General features: G+C 70.8%; 14 protein-coding genes. 5 read left to right on the forward strand and 9 right to left on the reverse strand.

Annotated elements, in window-relative coordinates; all coding sequences use genetic code 11:
- Positions 1–64 precede the first annotated feature (64 nt).
- Both OG381_RS21890 and OG381_RS21895 read right to left on the reverse strand, forming a co-directional pair.
- Positions 65–1,000 carry an EamA family transporter gene (locus OG381_RS21890; protein WP_327717769.1) on the reverse strand — a complete coding sequence of 312 codons (936 nt, stop codon included), beginning with the start codon at positions 998–1,000 and terminating at the stop codon, positions 65–67.
- A 118-nt stretch (positions 1,001–1,118) separates the two neighbouring features.
- Complete coding sequence (locus tag OG381_RS21895) at positions 1,119–3,950, reverse strand: FAD-binding and (Fe-S)-binding domain-containing protein (protein WP_327717770.1); 2,832 nt, start codon at positions 3,948–3,950, stop codon at positions 1,119–1,121.
- A gap of 80 nt (positions 3,951–4,030) precedes the next feature.
- On the opposite strand from OG381_RS21895, the gene serC reads away from it, so the two are divergent.
- Positions 4,031–5,149 carry a phosphoserine transaminase gene (gene serC, locus OG381_RS21900; protein WP_327717771.1) on the forward strand — a complete coding sequence of 373 codons (1,119 nt, stop codon included), beginning with the start codon at positions 4,031–4,033 and terminating at the stop codon, positions 5,147–5,149.
- A 73-nt stretch (positions 5,150–5,222) separates the two neighbouring features.
- Here the strand turns inward: serC and OG381_RS21905 are convergent, their stop codons facing one another.
- The 3 genes from OG381_RS21905 to OG381_RS21915 all read right to left on the reverse strand — a co-directional run bounded on the left by OG381_RS21905 (position 5,223) and on the right by OG381_RS21915 (position 8,635).
- Complete coding sequence (locus OG381_RS21905) at positions 5,223–6,743, reverse strand: cellulase family glycosylhydrolase (protein ID WP_327717772.1); 1,521 nt, start codon at positions 6,741–6,743, stop codon at positions 5,223–5,225.
- 108 nt (positions 6,744–6,851) lie between these two features.
- A complete protein-coding gene (locus OG381_RS21910; RefSeq protein ID WP_327717773.1) occupies positions 6,852–7,673 on the reverse strand; it encodes an ABC transporter permease in 822 nt (273 codons plus the stop codon).
- On the reverse strand, positions 7,670–8,635 hold the full coding sequence (locus tag OG381_RS21915) for an ATP-binding cassette domain-containing protein (RefSeq protein WP_327717774.1): 966 nt from the start codon (positions 8,633–8,635) through the stop codon (positions 7,670–7,672). The genes OG381_RS21910 and OG381_RS21915 overlap by 4 nt, the downstream gene beginning before the upstream one ends.
- A gap of 91 nt (positions 8,636–8,726) precedes the next feature.
- Here OG381_RS21915 and OG381_RS21920 point away from each other — a divergent pair, with 91 nt between their 5' ends.
- On the forward strand, positions 8,727–9,488 hold the full coding sequence (locus OG381_RS21920) for a TetR/AcrR family transcriptional regulator (RefSeq protein WP_327717775.1): 762 nt from the start codon (positions 8,727–8,729) through the stop codon (positions 9,486–9,488).
- A gap of 15 nt (positions 9,489–9,503) precedes the next feature.
- Here the strand turns inward: OG381_RS21920 and OG381_RS21925 are convergent, their stop codons facing one another.
- On the reverse strand, positions 9,504–10,475 hold the full coding sequence (locus tag OG381_RS21925) for a WD40 repeat domain-containing protein (RefSeq protein ID WP_327717777.1): 972 nt from the start codon (positions 10,473–10,475) through the stop codon (positions 9,504–9,506).
- A gap of 85 nt (positions 10,476–10,560) precedes the next feature.
- Between OG381_RS21925 and OG381_RS21930 the strand changes: the two genes are divergently transcribed.
- Together OG381_RS21930 and OG381_RS21935 are read left to right on the forward strand one after the other, a co-directional pair.
- Positions 10,561–11,247 carry an SGNH/GDSL hydrolase family protein gene (locus OG381_RS21930; RefSeq protein ID WP_327717779.1) on the forward strand — a complete coding sequence of 229 codons (687 nt, stop codon included), beginning with the start codon at positions 10,561–10,563 and terminating at the stop codon, positions 11,245–11,247.
- A 96-nt stretch (positions 11,248–11,343) separates the two neighbouring features.
- Positions 11,344–11,931 carry a Uma2 family endonuclease gene (locus tag OG381_RS21935; protein ID WP_327717780.1) on the forward strand — a complete coding sequence of 196 codons (588 nt, stop codon included), beginning with the start codon at positions 11,344–11,346 and terminating at the stop codon, positions 11,929–11,931.
- 6 nt (positions 11,932–11,937) lie between these two features.
- On the opposite strand, the gene OG381_RS21940 is transcribed toward OG381_RS21935, so the two are convergent.
- Positions 11,938–14,493, reverse strand: a complete 2,556-nt coding sequence (locus OG381_RS21940; RefSeq protein WP_327717781.1) for a DUF6185 family protein — start codon at positions 14,491–14,493, stop codon at positions 11,938–11,940.
- A gap of 21 nt (positions 14,494–14,514) precedes the next feature.
- Complete coding sequence (locus OG381_RS21945; RefSeq protein ID WP_327717782.1) at positions 14,515–14,646, reverse strand: hypothetical protein; 132 nt, start codon at positions 14,644–14,646, stop codon at positions 14,515–14,517.
- Positions 14,647–14,692: 46 nt separating this feature from the next.
- Between OG381_RS21945 and OG381_RS21950 the strand changes: the two genes are divergently transcribed.
- Complete coding sequence (locus tag OG381_RS21950; RefSeq protein ID WP_327717783.1) at positions 14,693–15,685, forward strand: aldo/keto reductase; 993 nt, start codon at positions 14,693–14,695, stop codon at positions 15,683–15,685.
- A gap of 264 nt (positions 15,686–15,949) precedes the next feature.
- Here OG381_RS21950 and thpR read toward each other — a convergent pair whose 3' ends face one another.
- Positions 15,950–16,522: an RNA 2',3'-cyclic phosphodiesterase gene (gene thpR, locus OG381_RS21955; protein WP_327717784.1), complete on the reverse strand. Its 573-nt coding sequence runs from the start codon at positions 16,520–16,522 to the stop codon at positions 15,950–15,952.
- Positions 16,523–16,588: the final 66 nt, after the last annotated feature.

Genomic DNA, 16,588 nt, shown 5'->3' on the forward strand with positions numbered 1-16,588 from the left:
CTGACAATGCGCAGAATGTACGAGAAGTCGCTGTCCGGAAGGGGGCTCGGGCTCCCCGCGGACCTCAGGAACCGTCCTCCGGAACCTTGGCCTTCCCCCGCCCCACCTGGGTCCGCACCGCCCCCATGCTCGCCGCGATGACCAGGGCGATCGCGGCGGCCTCGGTCATGGACAGGGCCTGGTTCAGGATGAGGAAGCCGGCGGTCGCGGCGATGGCCGGTTCGAGGCTCATCATGATCGCGAAGGTGGAGGCGGGGAGGCGGCGCAGGGCGACGAGTTCGAGCGTGTAGGGCAGGACCGAGGAGAGGACCGCCACGGCCGAGCCGAGGGCGATCGTGGTGGGGTCGAGGAGCTTCGCGCCGGATTCGGCGACGCCCAGCGGGAGGAACACCAGCGCCGCGACGACCATGGCGAGGGCGAGCCCGTCGGCCTGCGGGAAGCGGCGGCCCGTACGGGCGCTGAAGACGATGTACGCCGCCCACATGGCACCGGCGCCCAGGGCGAACAGCACGCCGACGGGGTCGAGGCCGCCGAAGCCTCCGCCGCTGAGGAGGAAGACGCCGCCGAGGGCGAGAGCGGCCCAGACGAGGTTGACCGCCCGGCGGGAGGCGACGACGGAGAGCGCCAGGGGCCCGAGCACCTCCAGGGCGACCGCCGGGCCCAGCGGGATGCGGTCGATGGACTGGTAGAAGAGCCCGTTCATCCCGGCCATCGTGATGCCGAAGACGACGACCGTGCCCCAGTCCGCACGCGTGTAGCCGCGCAGCCTCGGCCGGCAGACGACGAGCAGGACCAGCGCGGCCGCCACCAGCCGCAGGGTCACCACACCGGACGCCCCGGCCCGCGGCATCAGGCTCGCCGCGAGGGCGCCGCCGAACTGCACCGAGATGCCCGCGGACAGCACCAGACCGATGGAACCGAGGGAAGCCCGGCGGTGCGGGACTCCCGCCGGAGCGGTCTGGGCGACGGGGAACTCGGAAACCGGGGTCGGCGTGTTCACGGGGCCTTCCAGAGGACTTGGCGCGGATTTCGTTCATCTTGATGGACTTACCAGTCCACAGTAATGGACTACGTCAGGCGCGTGAACCTTTTTTGCCACTGTTTCCGGATGACTCGGCTCACGCCCCAGGGCCCTCCAGCCCCTCCGCCAGCACCTCCGCCAGATGCCGCCCCCGCACCCCCGCCAGCTGTCCCAGCTGCGTCCGGCAGGAGAAGCCGTCCGCCAGGACCACCGTCCCGTCGGCCGCCGCCCGCACCGCCGGCAGGAGCTGTTCCTCCGCGCACGCCCGCGACACCTCGAAGTGGCCCTTCTCGAAGCCGAAGTTGCCCGCGAGTCCGCAGCAGCCGCCCGCCAGCTCACCGCTCAGGCCCGCGGCTTCCCGCAGCCGCCGCTCGGCCGCGTCCCCGAGGACCGCGTGCTGGTGGCAGTGGGTCTGGCCGACCGCCGGACGGTTCACGCGAGGCGGCCGCCAGTCCGGCGCCAGGCGCTCCAGCGCCTCCGCGAAGGTCACCACCCGCGAGGCGAGACGCGCGGCCCGCTCGTCGTCGTGGAGCAGCTCCGGCAGGTCCGTGCGGAGCGCCGCCGCGCAGCTCGGTTCCAGGACCACCACCAGGAGGTCCGTCTCCAGTACGGGTGCCATCAGGTCGAGGGTGCGGCGCAGGACCGTACGGGCGCGGTCGAGCTGGCCCGTGGAGACGTACGTCAGACCGCAGCAGACCCGTCCGCGGCGCGCCTCGAGCGGACGGAAGCCCCCGGACGCCGTGCGCAGGGTCGGCGGCAGCACGGTCCCGATCCCCGCCGCCTCCAGGACCCGTACCGCCGCCCGCCCCACCTCGGGCGACAGATGCTCGGTGAAGGTGTCCGGCCACAGCACGACCCTTCCGCGCGGCCCCTCGCCCCGCGGCCTGAACGACCGGCTGAACGTCCTGGTCGCCAGCCGCGGAATGTCCCGCTCGGGAGCGAGCCCGCCGAGCCTCTTCGCGACGGCCGCCAGCGGGCGCACCCCGGCCAGCGCATTGGCCACCCGCGCGGCACGCGTGCGCGCCACCGCCCGCAGCCACACCGGCAGCCACCCCATCGCGTAGTGCGCGGCCGGGCGGCGCCGCCCCTCGTAGTGGTGGTGCAGGAACTCCGCCTTGTACGTGGCCATGTCCACCCCGACCGGACAGTCCGACCGGCAGCCCTTGCAGGACAGGCACAGATCCAGCGCGTCCCGCACCTCCTCGGACCGCCAGCCGTCGCTGACCAGTTCTCCCGCGAGCATCTCGTGCAGCAGCCGGGCCCGCCCGCGCGTGGAGTGCTCCTCCTCGCCGGTCGCGCGGAACGACGGGCACATCACGGAGGACCCGGGCGCGGACGTCGTACGGCACTTCGCCACGCCCACGCACCTGCGGACCGCCGCGGAGAAGTCACCGCCGTCGGCGGGGTAGCCGAAGGCCACGTCGACCGGCTCGCGGGGCAGGACGGAGAAGCGGAGGTTCGTGTCCAGCGGTGCCGGGCGCACCAGCATCCCGGGGTTCAGCAGGTCGTCCGGGTCCCACACGCCCTTCGCCCGCTCGAAGAGCCCCACCAGCTCCGGGCCGTACATCCGGGGCAGCAGCTCCGCCCGCGCCTGCCCGTCCCCGTGCTCGCCGGACAGCGAGCCGCCGTGCGCCGCGACCAGGTCCGCGAGCTCCTCCGAGAAACGCCGGAAGCGGCCGACCCCCGCGTCCGTCAGCAGATCGAAGTCGATACGGACGTGGATGCAGCCGTCCCCGAAATGGCCGTACGGCGTCCCGCGCAGCCCGTGCTCGCCCAGCAGCCCCCTGAAGTCCCGCAGATACGCGCCCAGCCGGGCCGGCGGCACCGCGCAGTCCTCCCAGCCGGGCCAGGCCTCGGAGCCGTCCGGCATCCGGGTCGCCGTACCGCTGGCGTCCTCGCGGACGCGCCACAGGGCGCGCTGACCGGCCGGGTCCGTCACGACCACCGCGTCCATGACATCGGCGGCCCGCACGATCGTCTCCGCACGCGCGCGTGCCTCGGGCTCGGTGTCGCCGCCCGTCTCCACGAACAGCCACGCGCCGCCGCGGGGCAGCGCCACCGCCGCGGGCACCAGGTCGGCAGCCATGCCCTCGACCGTCAGGGGGCCGTGCGGCAGCAGTCCGGCCGCGGCCTCGGCGGCCGCGCCCTCGTCCGGGTAGCCCAGCACCGCGAGGGCACGCGCGCGTGGTGACGCGACGAGCCGTACGACGGCTTCGGTGAGGATCCCCAGCGTGCCCTCGCTCCCGCAGAAGGACCGGGCGACATCCGCGCCCCGCTCCGGCAGCAGCGCGTCCAGCGCGTACCCGGAGATCCGGCGGGGCAGCTCGGGGAAACCGGTCCGCAGCCGCGCCAGGTCCCCCTCCACCAGCTCCCGCAGCCCCTCCGGCGCGCCCGCCCACCCCGGCCCCAGCCGCGACCGCCGCCCGCGCGCGGTGACCACGTCCAGCTCCCGCACACTGTCCGCGGTCGTCCCCCACGCCACCGAGTGGGAGCCGCACGAGTTGTTCCCGATCATCCCGCCGAGCGTGCACCGGCCGTGGGTGGAGGGGTCGGGACCGAAGCGCAGTCCGTGCGGGGCGGCGGCCTCCTGGAGCCGGTCGAGGACGAGACCGGGCTGTACGACGGCGGTGCGCGACTCAGGGTCGAGGGCCAGCAGCCGGTTCATGTGCCGGGTGAAGTCCAGCACCACCCCGGTGCCGGTCGCCTGGCCGGCGATGGAGGTGCCGCCGCCCCGCGCGACGACCGGTACCGCGTGCTCCCGGCACACGGCGAGGACGGCGGCGACGTCGTCGGCGTCGCGTGGGGCCACGACTCCGAGCGGGACCCGCCGGTAGTTGGACGCGTCCATGGTGGTCAGCGCGCGGGAGGTGATGTCGAAGCGGACGTCACCCCGGACGGCCTTACGCAGAGCGGCCTCTAGATCCGTCATGTGTCCAGCAAATCAAACGCCGCGTCTCAGCCGACGGACTGCGTTTCGACCAGGTTTCCCGTACCGGCTAACCTCACTCCGTGGCTGAGATCCAGATTCCCGCTGACATCAAGCCCGCCGACGGTCGATTCGGCGCGGGCCCCTCCAAGGTGCGGACGGAAGCGCTGGACGCGCTGGCCGCAACCGGTACGTCCCTGCTCGGCACCTCACACCGCCAGGCCCCGGTCAAGAACCTGGTCGGCCAGGTCCGTGAGGGCATCAGTGCACTGTTCTCCCTGCCCGAGGGGTACGAGGTCGTCCTCGGCAACGGCGGCTCGACCGCGTTCTGGGACGTGGCGACCCACGGCCTGATCGAGAACAAGTCGCAGCACCTGAACTTCGGCGAGTTCAGCTCCAAGTTCGCGAAGGCCGCCAAGCTCGCCCCGTGGCTGGCCGAGCCCACGGTCATCGCGAGCGACCCGGGCACGCACCCGGAGCCGCAGGCCGAGGCGGGCGTCGACGTGTACGCCCTCACCCACAACGAGACCTCCACCGGTGTCGCCGCCCCCGTCAAGCGCGTGGCCGGTGCCGACGAGGGCGCCCTCGTCCTCGTGGACGCGACGAGCGGCGCCGGCGGTCTGCCCGTCGACATCGCCGAGACCGACGTCTACTACTTCGCCCCGCAGAAGTCCTTCGCCTCCGACGGCGGCCTGTGGATCGCAGTGTTCTCCCCCGCCGCGATCGAGCGCGCCGAGCGCGTCCACGCGTCCGGCCGCCACGTGCCGGAGTTCTTCTCGCTCCCCACGGCGATCGACAACTCCCGCAAGAACCAGACGTACAACACCCCGGCCCTCGCCACCCTCTTCCTGCTCAACCAGCAGCTGGAGTGGTTCAACAGCCAGGGCGGTCTCGCCTGGTCCACGGCCCGTACGAAGGACTCCTCGACCCGCCTCTACGGCTGGGCCGAGGAGAGCAAGTACGCGAGCCCGTTCGTCACCGACGCCGCCAAGCGCTCGCAGGTCATCGGCACGATCGACTTCTCCGACGAGATCGACGCCGCCGCGGTCGCCAAGGTCCTGCGCGCCAACGGCATCGTCGACACCGAGCCCTACCGCAAGCTCGGCCGCAACCAGCTCCGCGTCGCCATGTTCCCGGCGATCGACCCGGCGGACGTCGAGGCGCTGACGAAGTGCGTCGACTACGTGATCGAGAAGCTGTAGTCGCCCGAGTTCGTACGACGACGAAGGGCGCCCGGGCGAACACCCGGGCGCCCTTCTCGCGTACGGCGCTCCCCTAGGCCGCCGTACAGCTCACACTCGGCACACCCCCGCCCCCGGGCGCGCCGCCGAACCCGAAGGTCGCCGAACCGCCCGCGGCGACCGAGCCGTTGTGCGAGGCGTTGGACGCGGTCACGGTCGACCCGGTCTGCGTGTACGACGCGTTCCACATGCTCGTCACCCGCTGCGAGCCGCTCCAGGTCCAGGTCACCTTCCACGAACTGATCGCGGTCGTGCCCGTGTTGGTCACCTTCACCTCGGCGTTGAAGCCGCCGCCCCAGTCGCTGCTGACGGTGTAGGCGGCGGTGCAGGCCGCCGTGCCGCCGCCGGGGTCGCCCGGACCACCGGGGCCGCCGCCGCCCGCCGGGAAGCCCGGCGCCTTGACGCTCGCCAGATACCCGTCCTTCACGGTGTCCACGGTCTGCCAGTCGTCCTTCAGGATCCCGCCCGTGTCACCGGAGTTGGGGTTCCAGGACCAGTAGGTCCAGTGGAAGGAGTCCGAGCCGTACGTCGACGTCGGCCGCAGATAGTCCACCAGCGCGGCCAGCCACCGCTGGTCCACGGTCGACTGGAGGGTCGTGCCGAACTCGCCCACCCACACGGGCGCGATGTTCTGCTTGAAGATGTAGCCCCAGTACTTGTCCCAGATGCCGGGCATGTTGGCGGGGAAACTGGGATCGCTGAACCAGCTCTGCTGGGCCACGGACGTGGCGTAGTCGTGCGCCGAGTAGACGACCCGGTTCGCCACGTTCAGCTGGACCGGGTGGTCGGCCACTCCCATCAGGTTGCCGCCCCACCAGCCGGAGACACCGTTGTACGTCTGGACACCCTCGACGAAGATCAGCAGCTCGGGGTTGACGGCGAGGACCGCGTTGCCGGCCCGCTGGGCGGCCAGACGCCAGTCCCTCGTCGTGTCGCCGCAGCCCCAACAGGCGGGGTCGTGGGGTTCGTTGTGGAGGTCGATGCCCACGACGGTGTCCTGGCCGAGGTAACGGGTCGCCAGGTTCCTGAGGTTGGCGATCCAGGTCGACTCCGGTACCGCGGAGGTGTACCAGAGCGCCGACTGGCCGCCGGAGTCCGGGCGGTGCCGGTCGAGGATGACCTTGAGGCCGTCCTGACCGGCGTACGAGACGATCTTGTCCAGGATCTGGAGGGAGTTGAGTCCTTGCAGGTCGGCGTTCTTGCCGCTGGAGAAGTCGATGCTGTTGGGGACGGTCCCCGACTTGAAGATGTCGTCGCTGAACGGGATGCGGATCGTGTTGTAGCCCAGCGTCTTCATCTGGTCGATCATGCTCTTGTAGTCGCGCGACCAGAGGCCGTGCAGGACGTAGTTGCCGGTCTCGAAGCCGAACCAGTTGATGCCGGCGATACGGACCGGCTGCCCGGCCTCGTCCAGGATCTGGCGGCCGCTGGTGTGCCAGTAGCCGGCGCCCGCCGCGGCCTCGGCGGCCTGGGCACTCTGGGCCGTCTGCGCGCCCAGCGGCAAAAGAAGGGCCGCGGCCACCGCACACAGCGCTCTTCGCAAGCTGCGGAACATGTCGCTGCTTCCTCTCGGGAGGCGCGGGCCCGGAACTGGGTGGGAGCGCTCCCACACCCGCACCTTCCATGGAAGTCAGGTCACATGAACACGTCAAGACACTGGACGCTACCGGCTGAGCTTCTGGAACCTGCGTACCGCCAAGGGCAAGAAGATCGCCGTCAGGATCACCGGCCACACGTACGCCATGAGCAGCGCGTGCTGCTCGACCCAGGAGTCACCGCCGCCGACCGGGGTGCCGAACAGGTCGCGGGTGGCGGCGGCCGTGGAGGAGATCGGGTTCCAGGAGGCCACGGCGCCGAGCCAGTCGGGCATCAGCTGGGGTGCGACGAAGATGCTGGAGATCATCGTGAGCGGGAAGGCCACCGCGAACAGGCCGCCCGCCGCCTCCGGGTTGGGCACGATCAGCCCCAGCCACACACCGATCCAGATCAGCGCGAACCGCAGCCACAGCAGCAGCCCGAACGCGGCGAGGAAGCCCAGGCCCCCGTCCGGCCGCCAGCCCATGGCGATCGCGGTCAGCATCATGATGGCCAACTCGGCGCAGGCGACCAGCAGATCGGTGACCCCGCGCCCGGCCACGACCGCCGAGGACGCCATCGGCATGGAGCGGAACCGGTCGATCACGCCCTTCGTGGCGTCGTACACCACGAGCGTCGCGGTGTTGATGAAGCCGAACGCCATCGTCATCACGAACATCCCGGGCATCAGGAAGTCCTTGTAGTCCCCGCCGCCGGGCACCTGCATGGCGCTGCCGAAGACATAGCAGTAGAGGAGGACGGAGAGGATCGGGAAGCCCAGCTGCCAGGCGATGTTGACGGGCTGGCGCTGGTAGTGGGTCAGGCCCCGGCGGACGATGTTCCAGACGTCGGCGAGGATCCAGTAGGCGCGGCCGTGGGTGGCCTGGCCGGTCAGGTCGACGGTGCTCATGCGGCGGTCTCCTCCTTCTCCGTGCGGTGTCCGGTCAGGCGCAGGAACACGTCGTCGAGGCTGGGCCTGCGCAGCCCGATGTCCTCCACCCGGACGCCCTCGTCCTGGAGGGTGCGGGCCACCTCGGTGAGCGCCGAGACGCGGTCGAGGACCGGGGCGTGGACGCGCAACTCGCCCTCCTCCGCCTCGGGTTCGCCGTCCGAGACGCGGGCGACGACCTTCACCACCCGCGGGATGTCGGCCCGTTCGGCGACCACCACCTCGACGCGGTCGCCGCCGACCCTGCTCTTCAGCCCGTCCGGGGTGTCGTCGGCGATGGAGCGCCCCTGGTCGATGACGGTGATGCGGGAGGCCAGCTTGTCGGCCTCCTCCAGATACTGCGTGGTCAGCAGCACGGTGGTGCCACTCGCCACCAACGCCCGCACGGAGTCCCAGACTTCGCCCCGGCTGCGGGGGTCGAGTCCGGTGGTCGGCTCGTCCAGGAAGAGGACGGCCGGGGCGAGGATCATGGAGGCGGCGAGGTCGAGGCGGCGCCGCATGCCGCCGCTGTACTTGCCGACGCCCTTGTCCGCGGCGTCGGTGAGGTCGAACTGCTCCAGCAGGTCGGTGGCGCGCGCCTTGGCCCGTCGGCCGCCGAGATGGAAGAGCCGGCCGAACATCTCCAGGTTCTGCCGGCCGGTGAGCACCTCGTCCACGGCCGCGTACTGCCCGGTCAACCCGATGCGGGCGCGCACCTCGCGCGCGTGCCGGGCCACGTCCAGGCCGGCCACGGTCGCCTGTCCGCCGTCCAGCCGCAGCAGCGTGGCCAGGATGCGGACGGCCGTGGTCTTCCCGGCGCCGTTCGGCCCGAGCAGTCCGTGCACGGTGCCTTCGCGGACGGCCAGGTCGAAGCCGTCGAGGGCGCGCTTCTCGCCGTACCGCTTCTCCAGTGCCTCGGCGCGCACCGCGTATCCGTCAGTCATGGGTTCCCCCTTGGTCTCCTTAACTGAGTACACCGTACCCGATTGCGCGTACGCCGTACCCAATTAAATTCCGGGGAACTAAGCTGCACCCATGACGAGCAGTTCGGAGACCAGCGGCGGCGGAGACATCGTCCGCACCCTTGAGCTCCTGTGGGACACGGGCCGGCGACCCAGCCGCGGACCCAAACCGGCCCTGACCCTGGACCGGATCGTGGAAGCGGCCGTCCAGGTGGCGGACGCCGACGGTCTGGACGCGGTGTCGATGCGCCGCGTCGCCGGCGAGCTCGGCACCGGCGCGATGTCGCTGTACCGGTACGTCCCCGGCAAGGCCGAGCTGCTCGACCTGATGCTGGACCGGGTACAGCGGCCGTCCGAGAACCCGGCGGACCTGGGCGACGGCGACTGGCGGTCGGCCCTGGAGGCCCTGGGCCGCGCGACCCTCGCCCTCTACCGCCGGCACCCCTGGCTGCTCCAGGTCAACCAGTCCCGCCCGATCCTCGGCCCGAGCGCCCTGGACGGCATGGAGAAGGTCCTCACCCTCATCAAGCCGATGGGCCTGACCGACCCCGAGCTGGTCTCGGCGATCATCATGATCGACGGTTACGTCGTCGGTGCCGCCCGCACCCAGCTGTACCAGCAGGAGGTGGAGCGCCGAACGGGCCTGACGGACGCGGAGTTCTGGCAGGCCCAGGTGCCGACGCTGGAGAAGGTCATGGCGACGGGCCGCTACCCCGTGCTCGCCGCCCTCTCCGACGACGCGTTCGGCACCGACTTCGACCACTTCGAGTTCGGCCTGCAACGCATCCTGGACGGCCTGGAAGTCATCGTGTCGCGGCGCCGGACGGAACAGTGATCCTGGCCCGGCGGCTCACTTACGGCGCAGCACCCGGAACCCGAACACGACGGCCGCGGCGATGGCCACGGCGAAGGCGCCGACCTTGACGTTCTTGCCGTCGGAGCCGCCGTCGCCGTCGGCCTGACCCGAACTCCCGCTGCCGGACGGCGAGTCGGACGATCCGCCGCCCCCGGGCGCGTCCTCGGCCACCACCTCGCTGTTGGCGCCCTCACTGCCGAGCATCAGCTTGGTGCCGTCCGGCGAGTAACTCACGGACTCCCCCTGCCCGATGGGCACGCTGATCCGGCCGCCGCGCTTGAGGTCGCCGCCGTTCCAGTCGTACCAGATGCCGCCGAAGTAGCCGCGTACGGCGAGCCGTCGGCCGTCCGGCGAGAAGGCGGCGTCGGTGGCCCAGAGGTCGACGGCGGCGGCGGGCCTGAAGACGTTGGCACCGGAGGTGGAGAGCTTGGCGGGCCCCTCGTACAGATGCCCGCCGTCCTCCTGCTTGTCGATGAGGTAGACGCGCCCGGTCTTCGGATGGACGATCATCGACTCCGCGTCACGGGAGCCGTCGGAGTACTTCACGACGTACTGCTTGGCGCGGATCGTCTGGTCCTTGAGCTCCTTGGGCTCGGGCAGCTGGTAGATCCAGACGTAGGGCCAGGTCACCCCGTCGTTGTCGCCGATGTCCCCGACGTAGATCTGGTTGTCGGGCCCGATGGCGATGGCCTCGACGTCCCGCTGGGTGCCGACACCCTTCAGGGTGATCCTCGCGACGGTCTTCCCGGTGGAGCTGTCGACGGCGTAGAGGTAGGTGCCGGTGTCCTGGTCGTTGTGGGTCCAGTAGATGCCCGGGTGCTGACGGGACGCGGCGAGCCCGCTGGACTCGGTGATGCGCGGATCCTCGATGGTGAACCCGCTGTCCCCGTCGGCGGCGACCGCGGGGCTCGCGCCCGTGAGAACGAGCAGGGCAGTGGCTCCGACAACACCGAGTAGCGCACGCATGGGGCCAAGCTTGCCATCCCTGGAAGGGCGTTCAAGTGTCCGGCCTCACACCCCACCGCGACCGCTGATCGTTCATCATGAGCGGATGCTCAGGTTCATGCCCGTCGGCGACTCCATGACGATCGGAAGCGCGGGCGAACACACATGGCGTTACCGGATGTGGCAGCACCTGCGCGGCACCTACGGCCGCCCCTTCGCCCTCGTCGGCCCGCGCGAGACGCTCCACGACAAGGCGACGGACACACCCACCTCGTACGAGTACGCCGACCCGGACTTCCCCCGCGCCCACCTCGCCGGCTGGGGCGAGGGGTGGCTGCACATGGCTCCGCTGATCGGTGACGCGGTCCGCTCCTGCCGGGCCGACGTCCTGCTGGTGTCACTGGGCCTCATCGACCTGGGCTTCTACACCAACGCGGAACAGACGGCGGAGAACGTCCGCGCCTTCGTCGCGGAGGCGCGCGCGGCGCAGCCCCGCGTCCGCATGGTGCTGCTCCCGGTCATCCCGAACGTCCGGGCCCAGGACGACCCGCCCTTCGGCACCCAGGTCACCCTCTTCAACGAACTCCTGGCCAAGGCGGTGGCCGACCTCGACGAGCCCCGCTCCCCCCTCCTGCTGGCCTCGCCGCCGCCGTCGTACGACATCACCCACGACACCTACGACGGCACCCACCCGAACGCGAGCGGCGAACACAAGATCGCGGCGGCTTTCGCGGAGGCGATGCATCAGGGGTGGGGGGTCGGGGAGCCCTACGTCTCCTCATCCTTGAGGTAGGCGGCACGCGCTTCCCCCACGTGTCCTGGTCACCGTGCGTATCGTTGTACTGCGCGGCTGTCCTTGTGCGAGGGGAAGCCGGGGAGGAGCGCCACGATGACCGTCCTTGAAGACAGGATCGCGATGGCTGAGGAAGACGACGAGCTGACGCTGGACAACCTGTTCGCGTCGCTTGAGCCGGCCACCCCCGAGGGATACAAGGTCGAGATCGTCGAGGGGACTGTCTTCATGGTGCCGCAGCGGGACATCCACTGGGCCATCATCCGCAGGATCGTCCGTGCTCTTGAGGATGTGTTCGGCGTGGACGTGAATGTCCTCTCGGACGTTCGCATCGACTTCCCGGGCGCCTTGAACGGCTACGCTCCCGATGTGGCGAAGGTCCGTGAGGGTGCCACGAAGAATGCCAAGAATCTCTGGTCCCACCAGGACCTGGAGTTCATCGCCGAGGTGATCTCCCAAGGCACCGCCGCCAATGACTACGGCCCCAAGCGGATCGCCTACGCCACCGCCGAGGTGCCCGTCTACCTCATCGCGGATCCCTATCAGGGCCGCTGCCACGTCTTCACGGATCCCAAGGAAGGCGACTACGCCACCGAGACGAGGGTCAGCTTCGGCAGCACCGTCGACCTCACCGGCACCGTGGTCGGCCTCACCCTCGAGACCGACGGATTCCCCCGCGACTGAGACGGGTCACTTGCCGCCGGCGGGTGGTGTCGCCGCGGGTTCCGCGAAGAACTGCCAGATCGTGATCACGGCGATGAGCTGGCCGATGAGGTAGGCGACCTGCAAGGAGTAGTAGCGCATCTGGTAGATCGACAGCAGCAGCCCCAGGCGGCTCTGCCAGTACCGGCGTTCACCTCGGAAGGTGTCCAGGTCCAGCGCGATACCCGTGACGGTGAGGACGAGCAGCATCGTCGCGGCGTACAGCGCGAGGTTGGCGGCGCCCTCCTGGGTGAACCAGCCGAACAACGCGTCCAGCGCCAGCGGAACACTGAAGGCGAGCACGACCGGAATCGCTTTGACCGCCCCGCGCCGCCCGGGCAGCACCCGCCACAGCGCCCCCAGGAAGAACCCGCCGCCGACCCAGGTGGACAGCCAGTAGACGATGCCGAGCGCCATGCCGGGCAGGCCGAACAGATCCAGCAGGGTGTCCCGCCAGGCCTCTCCCCGGACGAAGCCCGCCCAGGTCGAGAGGACGGCGGCGAGGAGACCGGGAACCAGTGCGCAGCGGACACCGCGGACGCCGTTGGCCCACCAGGTGTTCCTCGGCCCCAGCGCCAAAGCCGCGTCGACCACGGACACTTGCGCGGGAAGACGGTCGGGGAACGGCAGCGGGCCAGCCGCGGGCCAGTCATGCAGATCGTCCAACCGCCCTTCCAGCACCTGCCGTTCGGGCGGCTCGTCGCCGAACAGGCCCTGGTCCAAGCGGCGCAGCTCCGCGTGGGTCTCACGGTAGACCCGTGACTTCTCCATCAGCTCGCGGCGGGCGGCGGCGGCCGCCGCGAGGGGCCACTTTGAGACCTCGAAGCGTTGCTCCAGGACGGCGAGGCTCCGGAAGGAGACCACCGCCGCGTACAGGGCCAGCATGTAGACGGGGATCCAGAGGACCTCGGCGAGTGAGTTCGCGAGGCGGCCGCCGCTGATGGACACCGCGACCGGAAAGAACGCGAGGAACAGCAGACGGTCCGCCGGGTCCTCCAGGGGTGAGCCCTTCGGGGCTCGCCTGGTGTGCAGTACGGCGAGCATGGCGAGGGCGGTGAGAATCCAGGAGTAAGTGAGGATCCAGCCCTGACCCTTGGACACGGACCACATCGCTTCCCAGACGAAGTCGCTCCGATGCTGGATCCCGTACGAGGGGTCGCCACGGTCGCTGAGCCAGGAGGCGCGCTGCCAGTTGCGTTCCTCCGTGAGCGCGTAGCAGAGGGCCACCACGGCCGTCCACACGGCGATGGCGGGTACGACGATCCGCAACCGCAGCTCACGGTCCCTCGGTTGCCCACCGGAAGGAACACCTCTACGGGTCTTCGGGATGAGCTCCCCGTCGACGCCGAGCCGCCACGCGACGGCGACGAATCCGAGGACTGTCAGGGCCATCAGACAGCACGAGGCCGTCGTCTCGGCGGCGAGTGCCAGATCCGACGTCATCGGCTGGTCGTCCCACCACTGGTACAGGTCGAACCCCTCGGGCAGGCTCATGGTCACCGCGGGCGGGATCGCCAACAAGGCACCGACGACCCAGACGCGCCGGGGCGGTTTCGCGAAGGCGAGCAACAGAGCACCGGTGGCCAGTGCGAAGACATGTCCCCGCAGCAGCGCGTCCTCGAACCACCATGCGCTGCGCCGCACGTCGTATTCATGGATGAGATCGTCCGTGTACGTCAGCACGAAGAGGGCGACGGCGATGACGGCCCAGTATTCGAGGTTGCGCAGGACGGGATCCCGCGTGCGGCGGCGCGGGCGATAGCGGGCCGCCGCCCACAGCAGCAGGGCGGACATGGTCGTCGTCGACACCAATCCGCCGACCCAGTCGAGGCCCTGGGCGGTCAGGCGCTCGCTCTGCGCGGCCCACAGACGCTGCCAGGACGGCTTGACGGCGACGGTCACGGAGGGAGCCGAGCGCGAGCCCGTCATGCGGTTCTCGGGCCGCCACACCAGCCGGGAGCCGTCCTCCACGGCCGTCGGCCACGGCTGCGCGCTCTCGACCCCGGGTGCGCCCGGGTCCACCGTGATCGCGTCCCACCGGGCACCGCTCAGCGCGAGCGGTGGCCGGAGCGTCACGGACCAGGTGCCGGCTCCGGCCCGCAGCCGCCAGATCCCCACGTCGAGGTTCTCGTGGTACTGGCTGACCCAGGAATGGGCCTCGTAGACGACTCGGACTCGGCCGCCCTTCTCCGCCATGACCTCCGGCGCACCGGGGCGCCACTCCCACCAGCGCAACGGGTCCTGCCAGCCCGTCGCCTGCCGGGTGAGGCAGGCCATCGCGGTGGTGTGCGCGGGGCTGTGCCGACTGAGCAGCAGTGCCTCGGCGAAGGCCCAGTCGCCGGGTACGTCGACGGTTTGCCTGGTGACGACCTTCGTGTACGTACGGTCGTCGTGGAGGAGTTCGAGACTGGTCGACACCCTGGCTTCGGCGAGGCCCGTGCTCACGCACGCGGGGTCCGCCGTGTCCGCCGCACGCGCGGAACCGGGGCAGAGCAGCACCCACACGACCACCACGACCGCCGCCCACGCCCGGCTTCCCGGCAAGTCCGCCCCCCGACCGACTCATCACTGTGCGTTGCCGGTCATATTGCCCACGACCTCGCACAACAACTCCTCTGCCACGAAGGGCGCTACGGCCGACGGCACGGACGCGGGCCTGCGGGTGAAGAGCAGCGCCGTGTCGGCGTCAAGGCTCAAGATCACCCTTGCCTAGAGCGCACTCCACGCCGTTGGCTAGGGAGACATGAAGTACACGCAGCTCGGACGCACCGGACTCAAGGTCAGCCGACTCGTCCTCGGCACCATGAACTTCGGCCCGCAGACCGATGAGGCCGACTCCCACGCGATCATGGATTCGGCCCTCGACGCGGGCATCAACTTCTTCGACACCGCCAACGTGTACGGCTGGGGCGAGAACAAGGGCCGTACCGAGGAGATCATCGGCAACTGGTTCGCGAAGAGCCCCGCGCATCGCGACAGGACCGTCCTCGCCACGAAGGTCTACGGCAACATGGCCGGCGACGGCCCCTCCTGGCCGAACCACGACAAGCTCTCCGCCCTCAACATCCGGCGGGCGGTGGACGCGAGCCTCAAGCGGCTGCAGACCGACTACATCGACGTCTACCAGTTCCACCACGTCGACCGCGCCACCCCCTTCGAGGAGATCTGGCAGGCGATCGACGTCCTCGTCCAGCAGGGCAAGATCCTCTACGTCGGGTCCAGCAACTTCCCCGGGTACAAGATCGCCCAGGCCAACGAGATCGCCGCCCGGCGCGGCGGCACCATCGGGCTCGTCAGCGAGCAGTGCCTCTACAACCTCGCCGAGCGCCGCGCCGAGATGGAGGTCATTCCGGCCGCGCAGGAGTACGGGCTCGGTGTCATCCCGTGGTCGCCGCTGCACGGCGGGCTGCTCGGCGGTGTCATCAAGAAGGAGGTCGAGGGCGGGCGCCGGGCCGGTGGCCGGGCCGCCGACGCCCTCGCCAACACCACCGTCCGCGCCCAGATCCAGTCGTACGAGGATCTCCTCGACAAGCACGGACTCGCCCCCGGCGAGGCCGCCCTGGCCTGGCTCCTCACCCGCCCCGGCGTGACCGGCCCCATCGTCGGACCGCGTACGGCCGAACAGTTGGAGTCGGCGATCAGGGCGGTGGAACTGGAGCTGAGCGAGGACCTGCTGACCGGCCTGGACGAGATCTTCCCGGGCCCGGGCCCGTCGCCGGAGGCATTCGCCTGGTAGGAGCACCCCCTCAGGAGCGCGGGGGCGGAGTCGACAGGCGGCTCCGCCCGGCGGGCCCGTCGCCGGGGGCGTTCGCCTGATAGGCGCGCCCCGTCAGGGGCGCGGGGAACCGCGCGACCAGCCGCACTCGGCCCGCGGCCGGAAGCCGGCCGCAGTTCCCCGGGCCTACCGTCCGAGCATCGATGCCAACGCCACGACGACGAACATCAGCACCAGCACGACGGCCATGATTCGGTTCCGGGTCTTCGGGTCCACGCCCCGAGCCTAACCGGCCCCGCCGAGGGCCCACCGGGCGACCACCTCGTACCGCGGCTGCTCCCCCGGCACCCCCGACGTCGGCAGGTCGCTGCGGACCAGCGCCAGCTCGCCCACGGTCCACGTACGGCTCGTGAACCCCTCGAGGGCGGAGACGTACACCCGTACGTCCACGTCCGACCGGCTGCGCGCCAGCGTGAGGTGGGCCTTGTACCGCCGGTGCTCCCCCATCGGCACCCCCGCCTTCCGGGCCGCCGCCTCCGCACGGTCCGCCAGCAGCCGCAGCGCGGGCACATCGCCGGAGGCGCCCGCCCACAGCGCCCGCCCGTGCCCGAACTGCCCGCCGCCCCGCACGGCCAGCTCGAAGGGAGCGGTGCGCGCGGCCGCCCGCTCCAGCCGCGCCGACAGGTCCGCTACGACGACGTCCGCCACCTCGCCGTAGAACGCGAGCGTGAAGTGCCATCCCGGCCGGCCCGTCCAGCGCAGCCCGTCCGCGCCCGGGAGCCTCCTCAGCCCGTCCACCTCCGCGGCGAGTTCCCGAGCGACTTCCTGCGGGGGCAGTACGGCGGCGAAGAGTCTCATGAAGCCAGCCTGTCACCGGCCCGGACAGCCGTCGGCCCGGAGGGTGGGAGCCGTATCGAGGCGCTC

The sequence above is a fragment of the Streptomyces sp. NBC_00490 genome, assembly GCF_036013645.1.
Lineage (GTDB): Bacteria > Actinomycetota > Actinomycetes > Streptomycetales > Streptomycetaceae > Streptomyces > Streptomyces canus_F.

What these genes read in the sequence shown, in the direction of transcription:
- OG381_RS21895 (WP_327717770.1), bottom strand. Translation starts at nt 3,950, where the DNA reads ATGACGGATCTAGAGGCCGCTCTGCGTAAGGCCGTCCGGGGTGACGTC.
- OG381_RS21905 (WP_327717772.1), bottom strand. Translation starts at nt 6,743, where the DNA reads ATGTTCCGCAGCTTGCGAAGAGCGCTGTGTGCGGTGGCCGCGGCCCTT.
- OG381_RS21910 (WP_327717773.1), bottom strand. Translation starts at nt 7,673, where the DNA reads ATGAGCACCGTCGACCTGACCGGCCAGGCCACCCACGGCCGCGCCTAC.
- OG381_RS21915 (WP_327717774.1), bottom strand. Translation starts at nt 8,635, where the DNA reads ATGACTGACGGATACGCGGTGCGCGCCGAGGCACTGGAGAAGCGGTAC.
- OG381_RS21920 (WP_327717775.1), top strand. Translation starts at nt 8,727, where the DNA reads ATGACGAGCAGTTCGGAGACCAGCGGCGGCGGAGACATCGTCCGCACC.
- OG381_RS21925 (WP_327717777.1), bottom strand. Translation starts at nt 10,475, where the DNA reads ATGCGTGCGCTACTCGGTGTTGTCGGAGCCACTGCCCTGCTCGTTCTC.
- OG381_RS21930 (WP_327717779.1), top strand. Translation starts at nt 10,561, where the DNA reads ATGCTCAGGTTCATGCCCGTCGGCGACTCCATGACGATCGGAAGCGCG.
- OG381_RS21935 (WP_327717780.1), top strand. Translation starts at nt 11,344, where the DNA reads ATGACCGTCCTTGAAGACAGGATCGCGATGGCTGAGGAAGACGACGAG.
- OG381_RS21950 (WP_327717783.1), top strand. Translation starts at nt 14,693, where the DNA reads ATGAAGTACACGCAGCTCGGACGCACCGGACTCAAGGTCAGCCGACTC.
- thpR (WP_327717784.1), bottom strand. Translation starts at nt 16,522, where the DNA reads ATGAGACTCTTCGCCGCCGTACTGCCCCCGCAGGAAGTCGCTCGGGAA.